Genomic DNA, 21,023 nt, shown 5'->3' on the forward strand with positions numbered 1-21,023 from the left:
ATCCAATGATGCGGTTTGTAAATACGAAAACAAGAAAAATAAACCTAAAATAAAAGTTATTGACAAACCCATTGCCGTTTTTTATGATTACGGTGTGATGTACAACTCGAGGGCCATGCTTTTTAGACCTAAGGTCTAGGACAACCCCGGTAACTCCAGCAGGAGATGCCGGGGTTTTTGCATGCAGGAAGGAGGTAGACCCGTCCATGGTTGGCAAATGATTGGCCGTCCGCAATTGTAAGCGTTTTTACTTCCACGGATTACATAATATCATATTCTAATCGCGAAGGGTGGATTACCATGTTGAATGTGACCAAACGCATCATTCTCAGCACCACGTTAACCCTCGGCTTGCTGGCCGGGAGCGCACTCCCCTTCCTGCCGGCGGCTTCCGTGCTTGCAGACCCCGACACTGCCGTAACGAACAAGCAGAATTTCAGCACGGACGTCATCTATCAGGTATTCACCGACCGCTTTCTGGACGGCGATCCTTCCAACAACCCTTCCGGAGCAGCGTACGATGCCAGCTGTACCAACCTGAAATTGTATTGCGGCGGGGACTGGCAGGGATTGATCAACAAAATCAACGACAACTATTTCACGGACCTGGGCATCACGGCGCTCTGGATTTCGCAGCCGGTAGAAAACATCCATGCCGTCGTCAATTACTCCGGCGTCAACAACACTTCCTACCATGGATACTGGGCGCGGGATTTCAAGAAAACCAACCCGTACTTCGGTTCCATGACCGACTTCCAGAACCTTATTCAGACCGCTCATGCCAAAGGCATCAAAATCGTCATCGACTTTGCTCCAAACCATACGTCACCGGCCATGGAGACCGATACCTCGTTCGCCGAGAACGGCAAGCTGTATGACAACGGCACGCTCCTTGGCGGTTACACCAACGACACCAACGGTTACTTCCACCATAACGGCGGCTCGGACTTCTCTTCCCTCGAGAACGGAATCTACAAAAACCTTTATGATCTCGCCGACTTGAACCACAACAATGCGACCATTGATAAATACTTCAAAGACGCCATCAACCTCTGGCTTGACATGGGCGTCGACGGCATCCGCGTGGATGCGGTCAAACACATGCCGGAAGGCTGGCAAAAGAGCTGGATGTCGGGCATTTACAGCCATCAGCCTGTATTCACGTTCGGTGAGTGGTTCCTCGGCTCTTCCGCTGCGGATGCGGACAACACCAAATTCGCGAACACTTCAGGCATGAGCCTGCTTGATTTCCGCTTCAATGCCGAAGTGCGGAACGTGTTCCGCGACAACACGTCGAACATGCATGCACTGGATTCCATGATCAGCAGCACAGCAGCAGACTACACGCAAGTCAATGACCAGGTGACCTTTATCGATAACCATGACATGGACCGTTTCAAAACAAGCGCGGTCAACAACCGGCAGTTGGAACAGGCTTTGGCCTTCACGCTGACATCTCGCGGCGTGCCTGCCATCTATTACGGCACTGAACAATACCTGACCGGAAACGGCGATCCGAACAACCGCGCCAAAATGCCATCGTTCTCCAAAACAACTACGGCATTCAACGTGATCAGCAAGCTGGCTCCGCTGCGCAAATCCAATCCGGCCATCGCTTACGGCTCGACGCAGCAGCGCTGGATTAATAATGACGTGTACGTCTATGAACGCAAATTCGGCAAAAGCGTTGCCGTCGTGGCGATCAACCGCAACCAATCGTCCTCTGCCTCCATTAGCGGACTTGCAACGTCCCTGCCTTCGGGAACGTACACGGACGTCCTTGGCGGCGCGCTGAACGGCAACAGCATTACGTCCAACAACGGCAGCGTGCCTACATTCACGTTGGCCGCAGGCGGGACGGCAGTGTGGCAGTACACGGCTTCCGAAAGCACGCCGACGATCGGGCACGTCGGACCGATGATGGGCAAACCCGGCAACGTCGTCACGATCGACGGCCGCGGCTTCGGCGCAACCAAAGGCACCGTTTACTTCGGTACAACGGCCGTAACCGGATCTGCGATCCAATCGTGGGAAGATACCCAAATCAAAGTTACCGTTCCTGCCGTTGCAGCGGGCAATTACGCGGTGAAGGTAACCGCAGGCGGCGTAACCAGCAACAGCTATAACGGGTTTAATATTTTGACCGGCGAGCAGGTCACCGTTCGATTCGTTGTTAATAATGCATCGACATCCCTGGGCCAGAACGTGTACTTGACCGGCAACGTTGCCGAGCTCGGCAACTGGTCCACAGGAGCAAACGCCGTTGGGCCAACGTTCAACCAGGTCATTCACGCTTATCCGACATGGTATTACGACGTTAGCGTGCCTGCCGGAACGCCGCTCGAGTTCAAGTTCTTCAAGAAAAACGGCTCTACCATCACATGGGAAAACGGATCGAATCACACCTTCACCACGCCAGCCAGCGGCACCGCAACCGTAAACGTGAACTGGCAATAAAATAACTCGACAAAACCAAACACCCCGATGCAGCACGCATTTCGCGTATGCTCGGGGTGTCCGTATTTCCGTTTTGCTTTTCAAGCTGCATCGCTGATTAATGGATAAACAAGAATTCCCATCTGCTCTATAAGCAGGCGTAAACGATATTTCTCAAGCGAGGCTGGATGTACGGCTCCTGACTGTTCAACAGGTGCTGCGCATACATAACCGTAAGTTCCGAATCCGGATCGATGATGGCCATGCAGCCGGCAGCGCCGCTCCAGCCGAACTCGCCCAGCGGACTCAAGGAGCCGCTTCCGGCCTTGGAGACATGGGTCCGTACGCCTAACCCGTAGCCGTAGCCTTTCATTTGATCCCAGGAGTAGTCGCCTCGGGTCAAATCATTCAGATGGTCCGTACGCATCAGTTCGACCGAAGCCTGTGACAAGATGCGCACGCCGTCCGGGCTTGTGCCGCGCCCAGTCAACGCATTCAGGAACAGGGCGTAATCGCTGACGGTAGACAACAATCCTGCGCCCCCGCTTTCCAGCGCCGTGCCTACCCGGAAACCGTTGCCGTCCATGCGAACGGCTTTGCCAAGTTCGTCATTGTACGCATACTGCGGAATCAATCTGGCCTGCTGCTCGTCATTCAGGTCAAATGCCGTATCGTGCATGCCGAGCGGGTCGGTGATTTCCTCTTTTAAGTATGTGCCGAACCGTCTGCCATCCACGACTTCAATCAAAGCGCCAAGCACATCGTGGCACATGCTGTAATTCCACTGTGTCCCAGGCTCGAACAACAGCGGCTCTTTCGCCAGCGCCTTCGCAAATTCACGCGTCGACAACGTTCCGTTCGTGCTCTTCACAGCCTCCTGGATAGATGGTGCTCCAACGTCATAGGAAAATCCGGCCGTCATCGTAAACAGGTCGCGCACCGTAATGGCTTTTGTCGCTTTCTCCAGCCGTACTTCCCCGTTCGGCAAAGTTTTTCTGACCGTCATCTCGGCATATTCCGGCAGATAGTTCGAGATCGGGTCGCCAAGCAGCATTTGTCCTCTCTCCACAAGCTGAAGCGCTGCGACGCAGGTCATGATTTTGGTCATGGAGTACAAGTTGATGATCGCGCCTTCGCCGATGGGCGTTTGCTCTTCCAAATTAGCAAAGCCGTTGCGATAACGGAAAACCGTTTCGTTGCGATGCATGACAAGTACTTCCGCCCACGGAATACGCCAAGCGGTGATGCGGTCGATAAATGAAGCAAGCGGTTTAAAATCCATGTTCGCTCATCCCTTTATATGTAGAATTGATAATTATTGCGCCATACGGCCACGTTCTCCGCATGTAACCGCATACTATTAATATACGACCAATCGCATTCAAAGACCACCATCAGATCGCAAGATGAACGGGGGAACGGACGCCGACCGGACGAATTCCCAAGTGGAAACTAAACGATCGCACCAAGCAGGCGAAACCGCAGTACGTGTTTTCCTCAAGTCCCAAGCATGCCTTCTACTTATAAGCACGGATGGGCTTCATGGCCACTGCCATAACAAACGCGGTCAACAAAAGCAGAGCTCCCAGTCCTTCCAGCACCACCGGAGCTCCGTAGCGGTCCGCCCAAACGGACACGACCGATAGGCCAATGATCGGCGCCGTGCTTGTGAGCGTGCCCATGACTCCATAAACCCTCCCTTGAAGTTCATCGGGCACTTCAGCGCGAACCATGATCTGCGGCAGCATCGTGCAGCAGGCGAACATGGCTCCGCCGGCTACAATGAGCGGCAAAGCCCAATACGGCGAAGTGATGTAGGATAACGCCGCGTACAACGGTCCCAGCAGCAGGAGGCCAACAAATATCCACCTTCCCCGGTGCTTCATCCGGCCCGCCATGGCCATAAGCCCGGCAGAACCAAGCATGTACCCGAGCGGAATGCAGGTTTCGATCAATCCGAATTGCACCGGATTCGCTTGCCATACCTTTACCGCCATCACCTGCACGAGCATCATGGCAGACATGAAAAAGAGCAGCAGAATCGGCTGCAGCACAACAATGGCGCGCACAAGCGGCTGCGAGAAGAGATAAGCGAAGGAGCCTCTCCACTCCTGAACAAAGGTGGTTTTGGCGGTCGTTGTCCGTTCCACGGATGGAAAACGGCCGGCAGCCGCCACGCAGACCGCCGAGAGCAAAAACGTGCTTGCCGTAACGAGAATGGCATAGAAGCCGCCGATCAGCGCCACCGCCGCTCCTGCCGCAGCAAGTCCGCTGATCCGGGCAATGTTGTCGACCAAATGGATTGCGCCCGTAGCCTGCTGCAGATGTGGCTTGCCGACCAGGCGGCTAACCGAAGCGTAAAAGGCAGGTGCCTGAAACAAGCTGGAGAACATCGACAGGCCAAGCATGAGCAGCAGCAATGGAAAAGGGGCATGCAGCACAAACAGGCTTACGGCAATGGTCGCGGCCATAAAAGCCCGGAACAGATCCGAGGACAGCATCAATGTGCGACGGTCAAAGCGATCTGCCAGCGTGCCTGCAAGGGAACCGAAAACAAAGCTGACCGCCATGTTGCAAATTTGCACGGCGGCCATGCTCTTGGCGCTGCCCGTCGTCTGCAAGACCCACAAGCTGATGGCAATGCCGTTGAAACAATCGCCGAAGACAGAAATGCCGTAGCCGTAAAGCAGTCTTCGAAAAGCTTTGTTGTGCCGCAATGCCGGTTCGGACGCGGTATCGTTTGCAGGACAAGCCGTACCCATGCCTGGGTGCAAATCCGCAGAGCCGGAGCCCGAATCCACCGGACGAACAGTATCCATAATTTCGTTTCCCTCCCGATTGTATCGATCATTCCAGCCGTAAATAGGACATGCATGAAAAGCGCTCCGAAAGAAGGAGTCATTGTGCAATTCCTTCGATCAAAGCGCCTGAAGAGGTGATGAATGTATGTTTATCCTTTGGAGGCTCCTGTCGTAAGCCCCTGTACCAGGAAGCGCTGCAGGAACACGAAGAGCAGCGTGATCGGAATCGCAATCAGCACCGCACCGGCGGCGAACATCGTAAAGTTGCTGTCCTGATATCGGCTGACCAGATCCCACATGCCTACGGCCAGCGTCCAATTTTCTTTGGTGCGCAGCACCAGCCGGGCGAAAATAAAGTCCATCCATGCCCCCGTGAAGCTGGTGAGCGCCACGTAGGTCAACATCGGACGGGACAGCGGCAGAATGATGCTGACGAAGACGCGCAGATGGCTCGCTCCATCGATGCGTGCCGCTTCATCCAGGCTGCGCGGAATCGTATCGAAGAACCCTTTGACGATGAAACCGCCCAGCACGGCACCCGACGAATACACCAGAATCAGCGCGGCATGCGTATCCAGCAGCTGAATTTGCAGCAGGATGATGTAGATCGCGATCATGCTCATGAAGCTTGGGAACATGCCCAGAATCAGCATCGTGGACAGGATGGTCTTGCGCCCGCGGAAGCGGAAGCGAGACAATGCATACATTCCCAGCGTGACGAGCAGCGTCGAGAAAATCATCGTAAAGAACGCGATTTTGAGCGTATTCATGTACCATCTGCCGTACAGGAAAGAAGGGGTCGTGAACAGTTCACCATAATGCGCCAGCGTGAACGCTTCCGGCCACAGGCTTTCACTGAATAACGCGGCGCCCGGGCGCAAGGACGAGAGAACGATCCACAGCACGGGATAGATCGAAACGATGGCAATGATGACCAGCAGGACATAGCTGAGGACCACCCGCAGCGGATTGTTTCGTTTCTTCATTGGATCATGTCCTCCTCCTTGAATGATTTCGAACGGCGGAAGTTCCAAATGGAGAACGATGCAATAATAAGGAAAATGATGATACCTACCGCCGACGCCATGTTGAACTTGTTGTTATCGAGCGTCAGTTTGTACAGCCATGTCACGAGCAAATCGGTAGACCCGGCATACTGGTAATCGCCGCGAAGCGGGTTGCCGTTCGTGAGCAGGTAGATGACGTTGAAGTTGTTGAAATTGCCCGCGAACTGCATAATCAGCACAGGCGTTGTGGCAAACAGGATGAACGGCATCGTAATGATGCGGAATTTCTGAAAGCTGCTCGCCCCGTCCACTTCGGCGGCTTCGTACAAATCACGAGGAATGGCGGTAAGCACACCCAAAATGAGCACCATGCTGACGGGGATGCCGATCCACATGTTCACGACGATGACCGTCACTTTGGCCCAGAACGGATCGGTCAGCCAAGGCAGCCCTTCCAAACCGAACGCTCTCATGTACGTATTGATCGGACCGAACTGTCCGTTGAACAGGTTGCGCATCAAGAGCAAGGAAATAATCTGCGGGATGGCATAAGGAAGAATGAAGATTGTACGCCACAGCTTCTTAAAACGAATGCCGCGCTGCTCAATCAGCAGCGCAACCAACACGCCGCCAAAATACGTCGTGACGGTGGCCAGCACGGCCCAAACGACCGTCCAACCCAATACGCCCATAAACGTCTGGCTCCATGATTTCAACTGGACCAGGTCGCTGAACGTGCCGAACCCGACCCAATCAACGAGTTTGGCTGGAGGAATGTGATCCGGAGCCGAGTAGTTGGTGAAAGCCAGCGTGATGGTGAACAAGATCGGCATGATCGTGAAAAACAGGACACCCAAAGCGGGAATGGCAAGGAACAGATACGGGAACTGGGTATCCAGCGCGCTTCGAAGAGAATTCATGGCGGATCGCGGCTGCTTGCCTTCTTCCCTCCATTTTCCCGTTAAATATGCATCCCTTACGTTAAGCGTATATATAAGTAGAAATACGAACAGAACCAACAGTACGATCAAGCCATCCAGCAGCAAAAAGATCGAGTGATCCCCTTTCTGCAGAACGGTCGATCCATTGACCTTCACGAACCGCTGCGTATTCTCGCCCAAGGTCCAGATGCCCCAGACCGCATGGTTCAGGCGGGGAATGAGGTAGGCAAGCCCTACGGCTTCCAGCGCGATCAAAATCAGTCCTTTGATCCACTGGCCGTTGTACAACTGCCCCAGTCCCTGCAAAATAACGGACAGCACAGCCGCGGTCAGGCGGTGCTGCCTCGCTCCTTCCGGTTTTACGTTCACCGGAACATGCTGCTGCTTCATGGATATGCTCCTTCCGGCATTAGAGTGGCCTGCCCGCAGTGCGGACAGGCTGGTCTTTATCCGCCGGCCGTACCTTGCCACCATGAACTGCTGTCGTAGTCGAAGTCGAACGTTCAGCAATCCATCGTAACGAACACGGTCCGGACGCGATTATTTCGTGGTAGCAAGGCTTTCGTTAATCTGTTTGACGGCATTGTCGAGCGATGACTTCACGTCTTTGCCCCCGTCCCAAATGTCCGTAATGGCGGAAGAGATCGGTCCCCATACGCTATCCATGGCCGGAAGCGAAGGCATCGGCGTTGAATGGTTGAATTGCTCCAGAAACGCTTTGGTGATGTCGTCCCCTTGAACTTTGGGGTCTGCCGCCACGTTTTTATCTGCCGGAAGGGTTCCGTTCATCTCGAAATTAAGCATCTGCGATTCCTCGCTGGAGAGGAATGCCGCAAGCAGTTTCGATGCATTCGGGTATTGCGTGAATGCATTGACGTAATACGCCTTGACGCCGGAGAACGAGGTCATCGGTTGTCCCTCGATTTGCGGAAGGGGCGCAACGCCGAAATCGATGCCTGCATTGCGATAGTCGGCGATCGTCCATGGTCCATTGATATCCATCGCGAGCTTGCCGCTGCTGAACAATCCTTTTTTGATATCGTAATTCACGTCGCCGAGCTTGACAGGCAGGACCTCCGCTCTCAGCTTTTGCAGGAATTCGCCGCCCTTCTGCGCGCCTTCGTTGTTCAAACCGATATCCTCGCTGTTCATGCCGTCATCCCCGAAGATGTATCCGCCTTGGGATGCCAGGAACGCAAAGTCGTAGTAAAACTGCTGCAGCTCCCACATGAGTGCATATTTATTGTTTTTGGTATCGTTGAACGTTTTGGCAAAGTCGATGATTTCATCGAACGATTTCGGCGCTTCCGGATAGAGCGCTTTGTTATAGAACAAGGCATACGTTTCCACGCTGTACGGATATCCATACAGAATGTCCTTGAACGTTACTGCCTTCAAAGCGTTTTCGCTGGTCGATTCCGTCGTTCTCGATTCAAATACGTCGTTGGGCAAAATCAGGCCCGCTTCGGAGGCACTTCCGATTTTGTCGTGCGGGAAGACGACAACGTCCGCGGCCAATCCGGCCGGTCCGTCCGTCGTAAGCTTTGTCACCTGGTCCGTCGGCGGCAATTCTTCGAATTTGACCGGCACGCCGTATTTCTCCTCGAATTGTTTGATTCTGTCCGCAATGAAGCTGCTCTGGTTTTTGTCTTCCCAAATGACCAACGTGGCCCCTGGTTCCGGTTGCAGCGTGTCTGGAGTGACGGCCGGTCCTTCCGTATTTTCTTCGGCGACCGGCGTTGTTCCCGCCGTTCCGCCGCCTCCGCCTGCCGAACAAGCAACCAGCGATAACGACGTGAATGCCGCGAGTAGAATCCCCTGCCATTTCTTCATTCTCATTTCCCCTTCCCCCTGATTGGTAAAGCGTTATTGTTGCGCTCTTTCCCCCTCTGCCGTGCTCTTGTCGCCAAAGCTTCGAATCACAGCAAAGACTGCGTGTTACGTATGGACAAACGTTTGCCCAAAATTCAAATCAAGCGTCTTTGCTTATTCATCAAGAAGGAGGAAACAGACGTTAACACCCAATAATCGTCCATGTAAGCGCTGTAATAATAAACACATCATACACTAGGGTTCTCCCCTTGCACAAACGTTTGCACAAATGATTTTAGACGGAATTGCCCCAAAATTTGTTATCTGTCTTGAAAAAGTGACGTTTTGCTTGATCTGTCTTTATTTTCCTTCATTTTCCTCTCTGGAGTATTGTCCCGCATACTTGCCGATTGATTTCTTCCAAACCATGAATTAACATAGGAGCATGTTTTGATATGACGGTAGGGAAGGGATTTTTCACATGATTACAATCAAAGATATTGCCAAAATGGCGGGAGTATCCCCTTCTACAGTATCCCGGGTGATTTCGAATCATCCCCGGATCAGTCGCGAAACCTCGGTCAAGGTCCGGCAGATCATGAAAGAACACAACTATCATCCCAACATCATGGCAAAGAGCCTGGTGTCCAAAACAACGCAAACGTTAGGCATCATGCTGCCGCGGCCGGCGGAGGAGCTGTTTCAGAACTACTTCTTTGGGGAATTGCTGCGAGGCATCATGAGCCATGCCACCCGCATGAATTATGAAGTGCTGCTATCTACCGAGTCGACTTCGGGCAACGGCCTTGACGCCATCTCCCGCCTGGTCTATGGAAGAAGAGTCGATGGCATTATGCTGCTTTCGTCGCGACGGGAAGATCCGCATATTGCGTTTCTGGAAGAGGAGCGTTTTCCGTTTGTGCTGATCGGCCGCAGCGAAACCCATCCTGATGCACCCATGGTGGACAATGATAATGTGCAAACGGCTTATGACGCGACCAGCCATTTGATTGCGCAGGGACATGCCCGCATCGGGTTCGTCAGCGGACCGCCGGAGTTTACCCTTTCTCATGATCGCATGACGGGATATGCCAAAGCGATGGAAGATGCGCAGCTGCCGACCCATTCCGATTGGATTCTGGAAGGAGAATATTTGCAGGACAGCGGATTCCGGGCCATGTCGCTATTTATGTCACTGCCAAACCGACCGACGGCGATCGTGGTCATCGACGATCATGTGGCTTTTGGCGTATTGCGTGCATTGGATGAGTTGGGATATCGCGTACCCGAGGACATCAGCGTCGTCAGCTTCAACAATATCGCCCTGTCCGAATTGGCTTCACCGCCGCTGAGTTCCATCGATATCGGCACCTATCAGCTTGGCTATTCCGCCGTTCAATTGCTGTTGAAGATCATCCAAGGCGACGAAGGCGCAATCTCGCCGAACCCGATTATCATCCCCCATCGCTTGATGGTCCGGGAATCTTCACTTTATACCTTGCCAAGACAGATTTAAGCATGTCCGCGCAAACGTTTGTCCAAAATCCTGAAAACGGATTCTCCCCCCATCACCCCGGTTCCGGGGTGATGGGCTTATCCATGCTTGCCGCAGGATGAAACGAAAAAACCACGCCCTGGGAAGACGTGGTCTGACGTTCAGCTTTTTTGCCTGCTGATGCTGATCTATGATTCTACTTTACCGACTCCAATGCGTAACGGTTGGACGGAATTTCAAGGCCCAGATTGCCCCGCAGCGTCGTTTGCTCATACGCCGTGCGGAACAAACCGCGTTCTTGCAAAACGGGCACCACCAAATCTACGAAATCCGCCAGGCCGTTCGGCACGACTGTCCGGATGTTGAATCCATCCGCCGCTTCCGACTCGAACCATTCCTGTATCAGGTCCGCGATCTTCTCCGGCGTGCCGATAAAGGAAGTGCGCGGCGTGGATGCCAGCAATGCCACTTCCCTTAAGGTCAAGCCTTGCTCGCGGGCCTGCTGCTTGATTTTGTCCGTCGTGCTGCGGAAGCTGTTGCTGCCCAAATCGCCGATGTCCGGGAACGGCTCATCCAGCGCATATTGCGAAAAATCGAAATGCTCGAAGTAGCGCCCCAAGTAATTCAGCGCTTGGTCGATGGATACGAGAGCGGCGATTTCTTGATATTTGCGCTCGGCTTCTTCTTCGGTACGCCCCACGATCGGACCGATGCCTGGGAAAATGAGCAGTTCCTCCGGTTTGCGTCCATGGGCTGCCGCTCTCGCTTTTACGTCCCGGTAGAATTCTCTGGCTTCTTCCAAAGTTTCGTGAGCGGTATAGATCGCATCTGCCGACCGGGCTGCAAGATTTTTGCCCGATTCCGAGGAACCGGCTTGGAAGATGACCGGGTGTCCTTGGGAAGAACGGGCCACGTTGAGCGGACCCTGCACGGAAAAATGCTTTCCGCGATGATTCAGCGCATGCAGCTTGGACGGATCGAAGAAAATGCCGGCCTCCTTGTCGCCTATGAAGGCATCATCCTCCCACGAATCCCACAGTCCTCTGACGACTTGCAAATGTTCCTCGGCAATTTCGTAGCGCAGCGAATGATCGGGATGCTCGCCTTTGCCGAAATTCAGGGCCGAGCCTTCGAGCGGAGAAGTAACGACGTTCCAACCCGCCCGTCCGCCGCTAATCTGATCCAACGAAGCGAACTGCCTTGCAACGGTGAACGGTTCGCTATACGAGGTTGACAACGTAGCCACAAGACCGATGTGCGACGTCGCGCCAGCCAGCGTGGATAACAGCGTAATCGGCTCGAAACGGTTGAGGAAATGGGGGTTGGATTTTTCGTTGATATATAAACCGTCCGCGATAAACAACAGGTCGAATTTGCCTTCCTCCGCCTTGCGCGCCTGCTGTTTGTAGTATTCGATGCTGACGCTGGCATTGACCGGAATGTCCGGATGCCGCCAGAAAGAGATGCTATTGCCGACCCCGCTCAGATTGGCTCCCAGTTTCAATTGTCGTTTGCTCATCGTGTATTCCTCCCCGAATGGATGAATTAGTGGTTGCTGCTGTGCCCTGCCCCGGCGACAGTGCCTGAATTGTCCTGCTCCAGCTTCTGTGGGGTAACCGCGCTCTTTCGCACCATCCACGCCGCAGCCAACAGGGCGATGCCTGTCAACAGGAATACGACGGGAATGCCGGCCGAGCCGCCAATAAAACCTCCGACCAGCGGACCAAGCACAATGCCGAACTGGTTGGCGGATTGGCTCAAGCTTACCGCTCTACCCCGAAATTCAAGGGCTGCATGCCGCACAACCATCGCGTTCAGCGTTGGATAAACGGCAGCAAAGAAAAGGCCGTAAGCGAAGCGGACTCCCCCGAACACATACAGGTTGAATGCGAGTACCTGCAGCAAATTGCCAATCCCGCCGCCAACCAATCCGATCATCAACGTTTTATCGTATCCAAGCCTGCCGCCGAGCCTGCCCCAGCGAGGGCCCATAATGACCGTGGCCACGCCGACTGCGGAGAATACGATCCCTGCGCTAAGCGTCGCCGTATCCGGATTTCCTCCAATGGAGACGACATATAACGTAAGCAAGGGCTCCAGCACCATGACCGAGGTGGATACAAGCAGGATCAAGCCATAAATGCGCATCAAGCCCGGCGTGGCGGCAGCAGTCTTCAAATCGGCGATCCAGCCTGTGCGGACGCTCACCCGTTTCGCTTGGTTTTCGCGAACCCCCATGACGATCATTGCAGACACCAGCGTAAGGATGCCCGAAGCGACAAAACAGCCCCGCAGCCCGACCCATTGGCTGATCACGCCGCCGGCAAGGGGTCCCAGAATGCCCCCTGCCGCCGTGGAAGTCGATATCACGCCCATCGCGTAACCGACATGTTTTTCCGGCGTATTGGTGCCAACCAGCGTGACGGAAGCTGGATGGAAACCGGCCATCAACCCCTGAAATATGCGCACGGCCAGAAAGGAATACGGGTCGTGGACAAAGGCATTGGCCAAATGGGCCGCAGCCAAGCCTGCGCCGGAGCGAAGCAGCATCAGCTTGCTGCCGTGCCTGTCCGCCAGCGATCCCCAGAACGGCGCGCACAAGCCGCTGATCAGAAAGCTGATGGAAATCGATATCCCCGACCAGACTTCAAGTCCCGACTGAACGCCAAGCTCATTTTGCAGAAACAACGGAAAAAAGGGCACAGAGAGCGTATACGCCATATAGTTGAGAAACAGGCCCAGCCATAAGATGTACAGGTTTCGCTTCCAATGCGGCATGGCATGCTTCTCCATAGGTTTAAATTCCTATCAGGTAACTAGGTTATATATCATGTTAACGGAATACTTGCGGCATGTGTAATAGAAAAGTTCGATCGGCGTATTTAATAATTGAATAGCGGCATGTTTTTGCCGCATCCGCGAATCGGGCTTATGGGGTATGCCCAGCACACCTCCAGACATAAAAAAAGGAGAGCCGCGCTGTCATACGCTGCTCTCTCCTTCTTTTCACCCAATGTAATACCGTATTCTAAGGTGACGTCCCAGAAACTTGCTTTCTATACCTTGAATTTGCCGATCAGTTCTTGAAGCTCCTGCGCCATTTTGCTCAGACTGTCCGCAGACGCGGACACCTCGACCATCGATGCGCTCTGCTGTTCCGTCGATGCTGCGACGCTTTGCGTGTTCCCCGCCGACTGCTCGGCAATAACGGCCACGTTTTGGGCCATTTCAACCATGCTCTGCGCGCTGGCGTGCACCTGCTCCACGATCGCGGAAACCTCGATCGTTTCGGACGCCGCCTGATCGATGGAATCGGCAATGACGCCGAAGGCTTCTCCCGTGCGGGAAACCAATGAAATGCCCTCGCGGACCACTTCCGTCCCTTCATTCATCGAGGCTACCGCGTTTCCGGTTTCCTGACGCACTTCCTGCACCAGTTTGCGAATCTGCTCTGCGGAGCGCGTAGATTGCTCGGCCAGCTTTCTGACCTCGTCAGCAACGACCGCAAATCCCCGGCCATGCTCCCCTGCACGGGCGGCCTCGATGGCCGCATTGAGGGCGAGCAGATTCGTTTGGCTGGAAATCTGGGTGATCAAACCGATGATTTCGCCGATTTCATCCGTCTTCTGTCCAAGCTTGTGAACGACATCGGCCGTTTGATTCACTTTGTCGTGGATCGTGTTCATTTGGGCCACCGCATGATTCACGACTTCGGCGCCTTCCTGCGCCTTTTCGTTCGCGGACTGGGTCAGCTGCGTAACATACTGGATGGAACTCGATGCCTGGTTCATGCCTTTGGAAATGTCTTCGGTCGCCTGATTAAACGCGGCCGAGTTGTTCACCAACCGGTCCGAACCGTCGGCGATCTGCTGCACCGCTTCCGAGATATACTCGGCAGTTGTCCGCGTCTGCTCGGAGCTTGCGGACAATTCCTCGGAGGTTGCCGCCACCTGCTCGGCATTGAATCCGACCTGCGACACCAGACTTCTCAAATTGGCGGACATTTGATTCACGGCGCCGGACAACTCGCCGAGTTCATCCTTCGAAGTGATCTTCACCTCGTTGGTCAGGTCACCCGCGGCAATATTGTTCGTTGCCGCCATCAGCCGTTTCAACGGCGCGTCGATGGAGCGAATGATCCAGGCGGCCACCAGCGCTCCGCCCACGATGGAGACGGCAATGATCACCAACGTGGTATACAATATTCCGCGGCTTGCTGCCGAAATTTCTTCCACGTCGATGACACCCACGATTTTCCACCCGGTTGCCTCATTGGTCGCGTACACGGCAATTTTGTCCGTTCCGTCTGACGAATACTCGACATTCCCTGACGGTTCCACTTTCATTTGCTCTACATAGCTTTCGGTATCTTCGGAACCTATTTCAATCGTCGGATGGGTTATGTACTTGTTATCTTTGTCCAATACGGAGACATAACCTGTCTCGCCAACTTTGATTTTGTTGATTTGCTCGGCAAGATTGGTCAGGCTAAGCACGATGCTGACTACGCCGGAGTCGTCGGCGGTGGCCATGGAAGGCACAACGATCACTTTGCCGTCCTGGCTAATAATCGGATTGTTGACGAGCGTCTGCCCTTTATTCTCCATGGCCAGCGTATACCACGCCCGTTCCCTCGGATCGAAATCTTCCGCAAAGGTCTGCTGCGGCGAGTTGAGCAGCTTTCCTTCCGTTGTCGCAAATTGCACATGGTCGTACTCGGATTTCACCGCTTTGATTGGGTCCAAAATTTGACGAAGCAGCGGACTTTCGTCACCGTCGACCATGCCCTTGTTCACCGTTTGCGAGAGGTATTTCAGATCCTCCAGGCTAGTGTTGATCAGTGTTTCCACTTGCGTATTCACGGTTTCTACCGATTGACGCGTATTTTTGAGAAACTGTTCCGTGATGTCTTCCTTGGCGGTCAGATACGACAACCATCCCAAACCGGCTGTCGGAACGACGAGAATCACCAGAAAGGCCAAGGTGAGGCGTGCCCGGATCGTAAACTTCCTTCCGGTTTTGGGGACGCCAGGTTGAACGACAGGCTTGCTGCGTTTTGTCTTTTGCTTCTTCATGAATCCTATCCTTTCTTCGGCATCATAGTTCTACCCATAATCGTCATGCATAGAAAGTGGCAGTTTTATATATTTCGGCATGACAGGCCGATAACTTTAGGCTAAAAGTCCTTTGATTTAATGAAAATTATAAATTTCGACATTTTCCTTGTTGGGAATTAGAGCATATCAGCAAATTTTTATTCAAACTTGCTAGCATAGTAGTCTTTTAGTTGCGCAAAAGATACATTATCATCCAAAAATTTAGGATGAAATACCCAATAAATCAATTGACAGGATGTGTACTTGTGATATAGTAGTCGAGAAATATTTTAATATGCCTACATAGGAAGGGTAGTTGGAGATGACAAATAAACAAACAGGAAGAGCCGTACGGCGTTTGACCGCAGGCATGCTTGCATTGCAAATTGGCATCACCGCATTCGGAGTTCCCGCATTCGCTTCGAAAGTGACCATCGTCTCGCCTCATGGCGTGGAAACCTTATCGCCGGAAGGCGCCATTCAGTCCACGGGAACATGGGATGTAGGAACGCGCGCGGGAGACTATGTTTACGTGGCAGGCATGCGCGGCATTGACCCCACGACCAACAAACTGGTCGCTGACGAAGAAGGCCGCATTCGCCAGGCGTTTCTCAACATGAAGCTGATTGCCGAATCCGAGGGCGCCACGCTGCAGGACGCGACTCGCCTCGTAGTGTATGTGACGGATATGTACCGGTATCGGCCCATCGTGAATCAGATCCAGGAAGAACTTTGGGGCAAGGGTCCGTACCCCCCGCGTACGATCGTGGAAGTGGACCGCTTGAACCAGGATGACATCGTCGAGGTAGAGGGCACATTCTATGCGCCGGAGAAAACATCGAAAGCAGCTCAGAAGGGACCGTCCGCGAACGGCACGAACGTGTCGCCTAACGGCGTCAAAACCCTTGCTCCTCAAGGCGCGATCCAATCCACGGGGACGTGGAATCTCGGAACGCGGGCCGGCGACAACATTTACGTGGCAGGCATGCGCGGCATCGATCCGGCCACCAACAAGCTCGTGTCGGACGAGGAAGGGCGTATTCGCCAAGCGTTTCTCAACATGAAGCTGATTGCCGAATCCGAGGGCGCCACGCTGCAGGATGCAACCCGTCTCGTGGTGTACGTGACCGACATGTATCGATATCGCCCGATCGTGAACCGGATTCAGGAAGAACTGTGGGGCGACGGACCCTATCCTCCGCGCACGATCATCGAGGTAGACCGCTTGAACCAGGACGACATCGTTGAGGTGGAAGGCACGTTCTACGCGCCGGAGAAAACATCGAAGGCAGCTCAGAAGGGGCCGTCCGCGAACGGAACAAACGTGTCGCCTAATGGCGTCAAAACCCTTGCTCCTCAAGGCGCCATCCAGACTACAGGTACATGGGATCTTGGAACGCGTGCAGGGGATACCATTTATGTGGCAGGCATGCGCGGCATCGATCCGGCCGCCAACAATCTCGTGTCCGACGAAGAAGGCCGCATTCGCCAAGCGTTTCTCAACATGAAGCTGATCGCCGAATCCGAAGGCGCCACGCTGCGGGATGCTACCCGGATCGTCGTGTACGTCACAGACATGTACCGGTATCGTCCAATCGTCAATCAAATCCAGGAAGAACTGTGGGGCGACGGACCTTATCCTCCGCGGACCATTATCGAAGTGGATCGTCTGAACCAGGACGACATCGTCGAGGTGGAAGGCACGTTCTACGCGCCGAAAAAATAAATACGCACAACATGGCGGCTCCCTTGCGGGAGCTCCTTTTTGCTGCCACGAATCCGAGAGGTCCAGTCGAAGCCGCTCCATTCTATCAACTTTTGAAGGGTCAGCCCGTTCGCTGGACTTGCCTGGAATCCACGGAAACTGCGGCTTAGCCCCCACCACATGCCGCATGCTGTAACGAACCTCCCACACCTTATATGATGTTGTGGAGAGCGATTGGAATTCTAACGAAACTCAGACACGTTATTTGACCGGAAAATGGGCGATTATGCACCATTTCCAGGAAATAACGTGTTTCAGGTTCATTAGAGCGGCTTGAAGAACACCAAAAAGGGCTCCCGCATTCATCCTTGAACGCACGGAAACCCTTTTGACAGTACTGGAGGAGCCTTAACCGACCCAATGCGCCGACTTGGTCTTCAGCCGGGAAAGGTCGTTTTCGATATTTATCGGCTGGGAAAGCACCCACATATAGTATAACGATTTGGCCGCTTTCTCCCGGGTGACCCCTGCTTTGGGTTCCAGTTCCCGGCCGTTCCAGACTCTTCCCCGTTCAATGTCTTTCTCTGAGCGCAACAATCCCAGCATGTACGCCTTCCTCACCCGATCGTAGAGAGCCGGGTCGATCTCGGCCGTATCCTGCAGCTGTTCAAAGGACACAAGCGGATAATACATGATTCCTCGTTCGTCGGGCGCCAAATGAGCATCATAGTCCGAATGGTCCGGGGGAACTGCTTTCCCGTTATAGTCGGTCATGTAAGCCGGAAGCACCTTCGCACCGAATTTTGCCTCAAAGGCATCCAACAGCATGCAGCCCATGGTCTCTCTGGACAATGTCCCTTCCGCCTGCACGTCCCGACCTAATGCGTCTGGATCCAGATCCAATAACCGGGACAATGCATGTCGAAATTCGCCAAACTTCATCAACGCTTCCGGGTGAAAGCAGGATCGTTCATCCAGCTTCATAACGCCCAGCTGGACCAGCTTCTCAATCTGATTCCGGTAATACGCCCCGCGTCCTGTCATGGCATCGACAGCCATCTCGGGATATACGGCCGACCAATCCTGATTCCGAATCGCTGCCTGCACCTCCGGCTTCAGCCACGAAGCAACCCGGGCAGCATCAGGCTGCCCCTGCTCCGCAAGCCGCGCAAGACACATTGCCACGATGCGGGCAAACGACTTGGAGAGGCTTTCTTTGAAATGCGTGCCATCGATCTTGCGCGCCGGATGACCGTTCGCAAGACTGCCGTCATTGGTTTTGCCCGGCGTCTCCCCTGCTTCGATCGACATGAAGACGGCGGTTGTGCCTTCGACACCGATCTCGTTATAGTACCGCACGCTCTCCCGGTTCAAATCGATCAGCGGCACGTTCAACTGTTCGGCCAGTTCACGCATGATCTTCGGAAATTGCCGCTCGCGGAAAGAGTCCGCGTAGACATGCCCGGGCGCGGCATTCCCATCCACCCGGGACATTGGCGTGACCAGCATCGGGATCATCTGCCTGGACCGGATCGCCGGAATGTACACCTCGCGAATATACGTGCGGTACATTTCTTCCGTCGCGCCTCTGCCAAAGCGGTGGTTCTCGTCACGCGATTCGTCGTTGTGCCCGAACTGGATCAACACGACGTCCCCTGCATTTCCCGTCAGCAAAATATCGTTGAAGCGCCCTTCCGTATAAGCGCTTTTGAAGGACCGTCCGCCCATGGCATAGTTGATCACCCGCACCTGCCTCGGGTCGAACAAATCATCGAACACCTGCCCCCAGCCGCTCATCGGCGCTTCCATGAAAATATAGGATTTCACGGTGGAGTCCCCGAGCGTAAACAGTGCAGGCAGCTTGCTTTCAGGGCGCGGGTAGACCGGTATGGGCGTCAGCACCAGCTCGGCGATGCCTACAGGACAGCCCAACCGGCGAGGTTCGATTTCAACGTCGATAAACTCGCGTCCGTTCACATAGTCGTAACTCCATAACCGCTCGTCCTGAAAAACGCGTGTCCTATTGGGTACAAGCCGTGCCGCATCCCAATAATCCGCATTCAGCAAGCCATCCGCATGCATGCCCGAGATCGCGATCATCGTGTCGCCAAGCCCGGACGTGGTACGTACCTGTATCCGATATGCGCCAGGCTCGGCCTTGACCCGGAAACACATGCCGTAATGGTTGAAATCCTTCTCCGTGGATTCGTTTCGATCCGCAAATCGTTCCTCGAGGATGACGCACCCCTCTTGAACCGGCACGATCTGTTCAATATGAACCTCTCGTGGCGGCTGGGCGCAGGTTCTTTCCACGAAACCATATCCGGCGGCGTCGTCATAACGCGGGACGACGCCCTGCTCTTCCTGCACAACGGACCGATACCCCTTTTTTGGCAAAGCTGTGAAGTTGAACTGCATGCTTTTGACCATCACATCGATCCCCCCTATCCGTTCATGCCATGATGGATTGCATTGCCTGCTTTCCCTTATTCCATCGTCCAGCCATCCATTATTTCAGTCCGCACCGTGCTTATCCGGACACAGAGCCGGCGTTTGCGGAACCGTATCGTTCCACCTCCAACGATGCCAGCAGATAGGGAGCTACGCCCATCGGTGTATCGGCAACGACCTGTTCCGAAATGTAATAATCATAGGAGCCGTTGCGATCCTTGCTTAACCCGGCCCCATTGCAGATCGAATGCAAGTGCAGTCCTTGTTCGTCCTCTGACACCAGATGTGTTCCAATGCCTTCATAACCGCGCAGCATGCCTGCGGCAAAAGACTTCTCCAAATACCCCAGCCTGATGCCTTTGGCTAGTGCATAGACGAACATGCAGGAACCCGAGGCTTCCACATAGTTGCCAGGGCGCTTCGCTTCATCCAGCACCTGGTACCACAGCCCCGTGGCTTCGTCCTGGACGCGCAGCAAGGCATGGCACATGCGGTGGAAGATGCCTACCAGCGTGCCGCGCCGCGGATGAGTGACCGGGAAATGCTCCAGGCTGTCCACGAGCGCCATCGCATACCATCCCATGGCCCGGCTCCAGAAGTGCGACGACAGGCCGGTCAACGAATCGGCCCACTCCTGTTCCCGCGATTCGTCCCATCCATGGTAAAGCAGGCCGGTCCGGGGATCGCGGTTTTTGCGCTCGATCAGCTCAAGCTGGTGAGCAACCTCATCCATCAGCTCGGGACGGGCAAATACCTTCGCATATTCCGCCAGAAACGGGGATGCCATGTATAAGCCGTCCAGCCACATTTGAAAGGGATACACTTTTTTGTGCCAGAAGCCGCCTTCCGACGTCCGGGGCTGACTGATCAACTGATTTGCCAGCAAATGGGCAGCCTTCGCATAACGTTCGTCCCCCGTCTGCCGGAGGAGCGGAAACAGGTTTTTGCCCTGATTGATCTGATCGAGATTGTACTCTTCCAACGAATACGTGCGAATCGATCCATCCTCGTTTACAAAAGCGTCCATATGCCTTTTTACAAAGCGAACATATTCGGCCGCTCCAAGCTGCTCGCCTGCACGTCCCATGGCCATGAGCAGCATGCCGGGCACATAAGCCCATCGTTTCAATATATATTCATGTTCTCCCCGATCATTACACTGTCCCAGAATCATTTCTGCAATGGTTCGTGCGCGGCTTGCCTGTGCTGTTTTCACGTGATCCATTCCGTGTTCCTCCTGTCATTAGTTCTCCTTCCCCTGCGGGTCCAACGCGTGAGC

General features: G+C 54.1%; 13 protein-coding genes. 3 read left to right on the plus strand and 10 right to left on the minus strand.

Annotation, left to right across the window (positions count from 1 at the left end; all coding sequences use genetic code 11):
• Positions 1 to 300 precede the first annotated feature (300 nt).
• Positions 301 to 2,457 (plus strand): alpha-amylase family glycosyl hydrolase, encoded by a 2,157-nt coding sequence (locus SNR34_RS24045; protein WP_486180371.1) that lies wholly within the window; start codon positions 301 to 303, stop codon positions 2,455 to 2,457.
• A gap of 127 nt (positions 2,458 to 2,584) precedes the next feature.
• Here SNR34_RS24045 and SNR34_RS24050 read toward each other — a convergent pair whose 3' ends face one another.
• The 5 genes from SNR34_RS24050 to SNR34_RS24070 form a co-directional block, all read right to left on the minus strand.
• Entirely contained in the window at positions 2,585 to 3,718 is a 1,134-nt protein-coding gene (locus SNR34_RS24050) for a serine hydrolase domain-containing protein (RefSeq protein WP_236415623.1), read from the minus strand.
• Between the two features lie 235 nt (positions 3,719 to 3,953).
• On the minus strand, positions 3,954 to 5,255 hold the full coding sequence (locus SNR34_RS24055) for an MFS transporter (protein WP_236415621.1): 1,302 nt from the start codon (positions 5,253 to 5,255) through the stop codon (positions 3,954 to 3,956).
• A 131-nt stretch (positions 5,256 to 5,386) separates the two neighbouring features.
• Positions 5,387 to 6,223 carry a sugar ABC transporter permease gene (locus SNR34_RS24060; protein ID WP_486180372.1) on the minus strand — a complete coding sequence of 279 codons (837 nt, stop codon included), beginning with the start codon at positions 6,221 to 6,223 and terminating at the stop codon, positions 5,387 to 5,389.
• Positions 6,220 to 7,575, minus strand: coding sequence for a carbohydrate ABC transporter permease (locus SNR34_RS24065; protein ID WP_486180373.1), 1,356 nt, complete (start codon positions 7,573 to 7,575; stop codon positions 6,220 to 6,222). The genes SNR34_RS24060 and SNR34_RS24065 overlap by 4 nt, the downstream gene beginning before the upstream one ends.
• 150 nt (positions 7,576 to 7,725) lie before the next feature.
• The gene (locus SNR34_RS24070) at positions 7,726 to 9,018 is read right to left on the minus strand and encodes a sugar ABC transporter substrate-binding protein (protein WP_438286848.1); all 1,293 of its coding nucleotides are present in this window, start codon (positions 9,016 to 9,018) and stop codon (positions 7,726 to 7,728) included.
• 460 nt (positions 9,019 to 9,478) lie between these two features.
• On the opposite strand from SNR34_RS24070, the gene SNR34_RS24075 reads away from it, so the two are divergent.
• Positions 9,479 to 10,513: a LacI family DNA-binding transcriptional regulator gene (locus SNR34_RS24075; protein ID WP_339274112.1), complete on the plus strand. Its 1,035-nt coding sequence runs from the start codon at positions 9,479 to 9,481 to the stop codon at positions 10,511 to 10,513.
• Positions 10,514 to 10,688: 175 nt separating this feature from the next.
• Here the strand turns inward: SNR34_RS24075 and SNR34_RS24080 are convergent, their stop codons facing one another.
• From SNR34_RS24080 to SNR34_RS24090, 3 genes are all read right to left on the minus strand, one after another.
• Positions 10,689 to 12,011 (minus strand): LLM class flavin-dependent oxidoreductase, encoded by a 1,323-nt coding sequence (locus SNR34_RS24080; RefSeq protein WP_343261183.1) that lies wholly within the window; start codon positions 12,009 to 12,011, stop codon positions 10,689 to 10,691.
• A gap of 26 nt (positions 12,012 to 12,037) precedes the next feature.
• Positions 12,038 to 13,270 (minus strand): MFS transporter, encoded by a 1,233-nt coding sequence (locus SNR34_RS24085; protein WP_486180374.1) that lies wholly within the window; start codon positions 13,268 to 13,270, stop codon positions 12,038 to 12,040.
• 278 nt (positions 13,271 to 13,548) lie between these two features.
• Positions 13,549 to 15,567 (minus strand): methyl-accepting chemotaxis protein, encoded by a 2,019-nt coding sequence (locus SNR34_RS24090; RefSeq protein WP_236415611.1) that lies wholly within the window; start codon positions 15,565 to 15,567, stop codon positions 13,549 to 13,551.
• Positions 15,568 to 15,910: 343 nt separating this feature from the next.
• On the opposite strand from SNR34_RS24090, the gene SNR34_RS24095 reads away from it, so the two are divergent.
• Entirely contained in the window at positions 15,911 to 17,314 is a 1,404-nt protein-coding gene (locus tag SNR34_RS24095; protein ID WP_339274118.1) for a RidA family protein, read from the plus strand.
• Between the two features lie 387 nt (positions 17,315 to 17,701).
• On the opposite strand, the gene SNR34_RS24100 is transcribed toward SNR34_RS24095, so the two are convergent.
• Both SNR34_RS24100 and SNR34_RS24105 read right to left on the minus strand, forming a co-directional pair.
• Entirely contained in the window at positions 17,702 to 19,723 is a 2,022-nt protein-coding gene (locus tag SNR34_RS24100; protein WP_486182509.1) for a GDSL-type esterase/lipase family protein, read from the minus strand.
• Positions 19,724 to 19,823: 100 nt separating this feature from the next.
• Entirely contained in the window at positions 19,824 to 20,969 is a 1,146-nt protein-coding gene (locus tag SNR34_RS24105; protein WP_486180375.1) for a glycoside hydrolase family 88/105 protein, read from the minus strand.
• Positions 20,970 to 21,023 lie beyond the last annotated feature (54 nt).

The organism is Paenibacillus sp. XP01 (assembly GCF_057364885.1).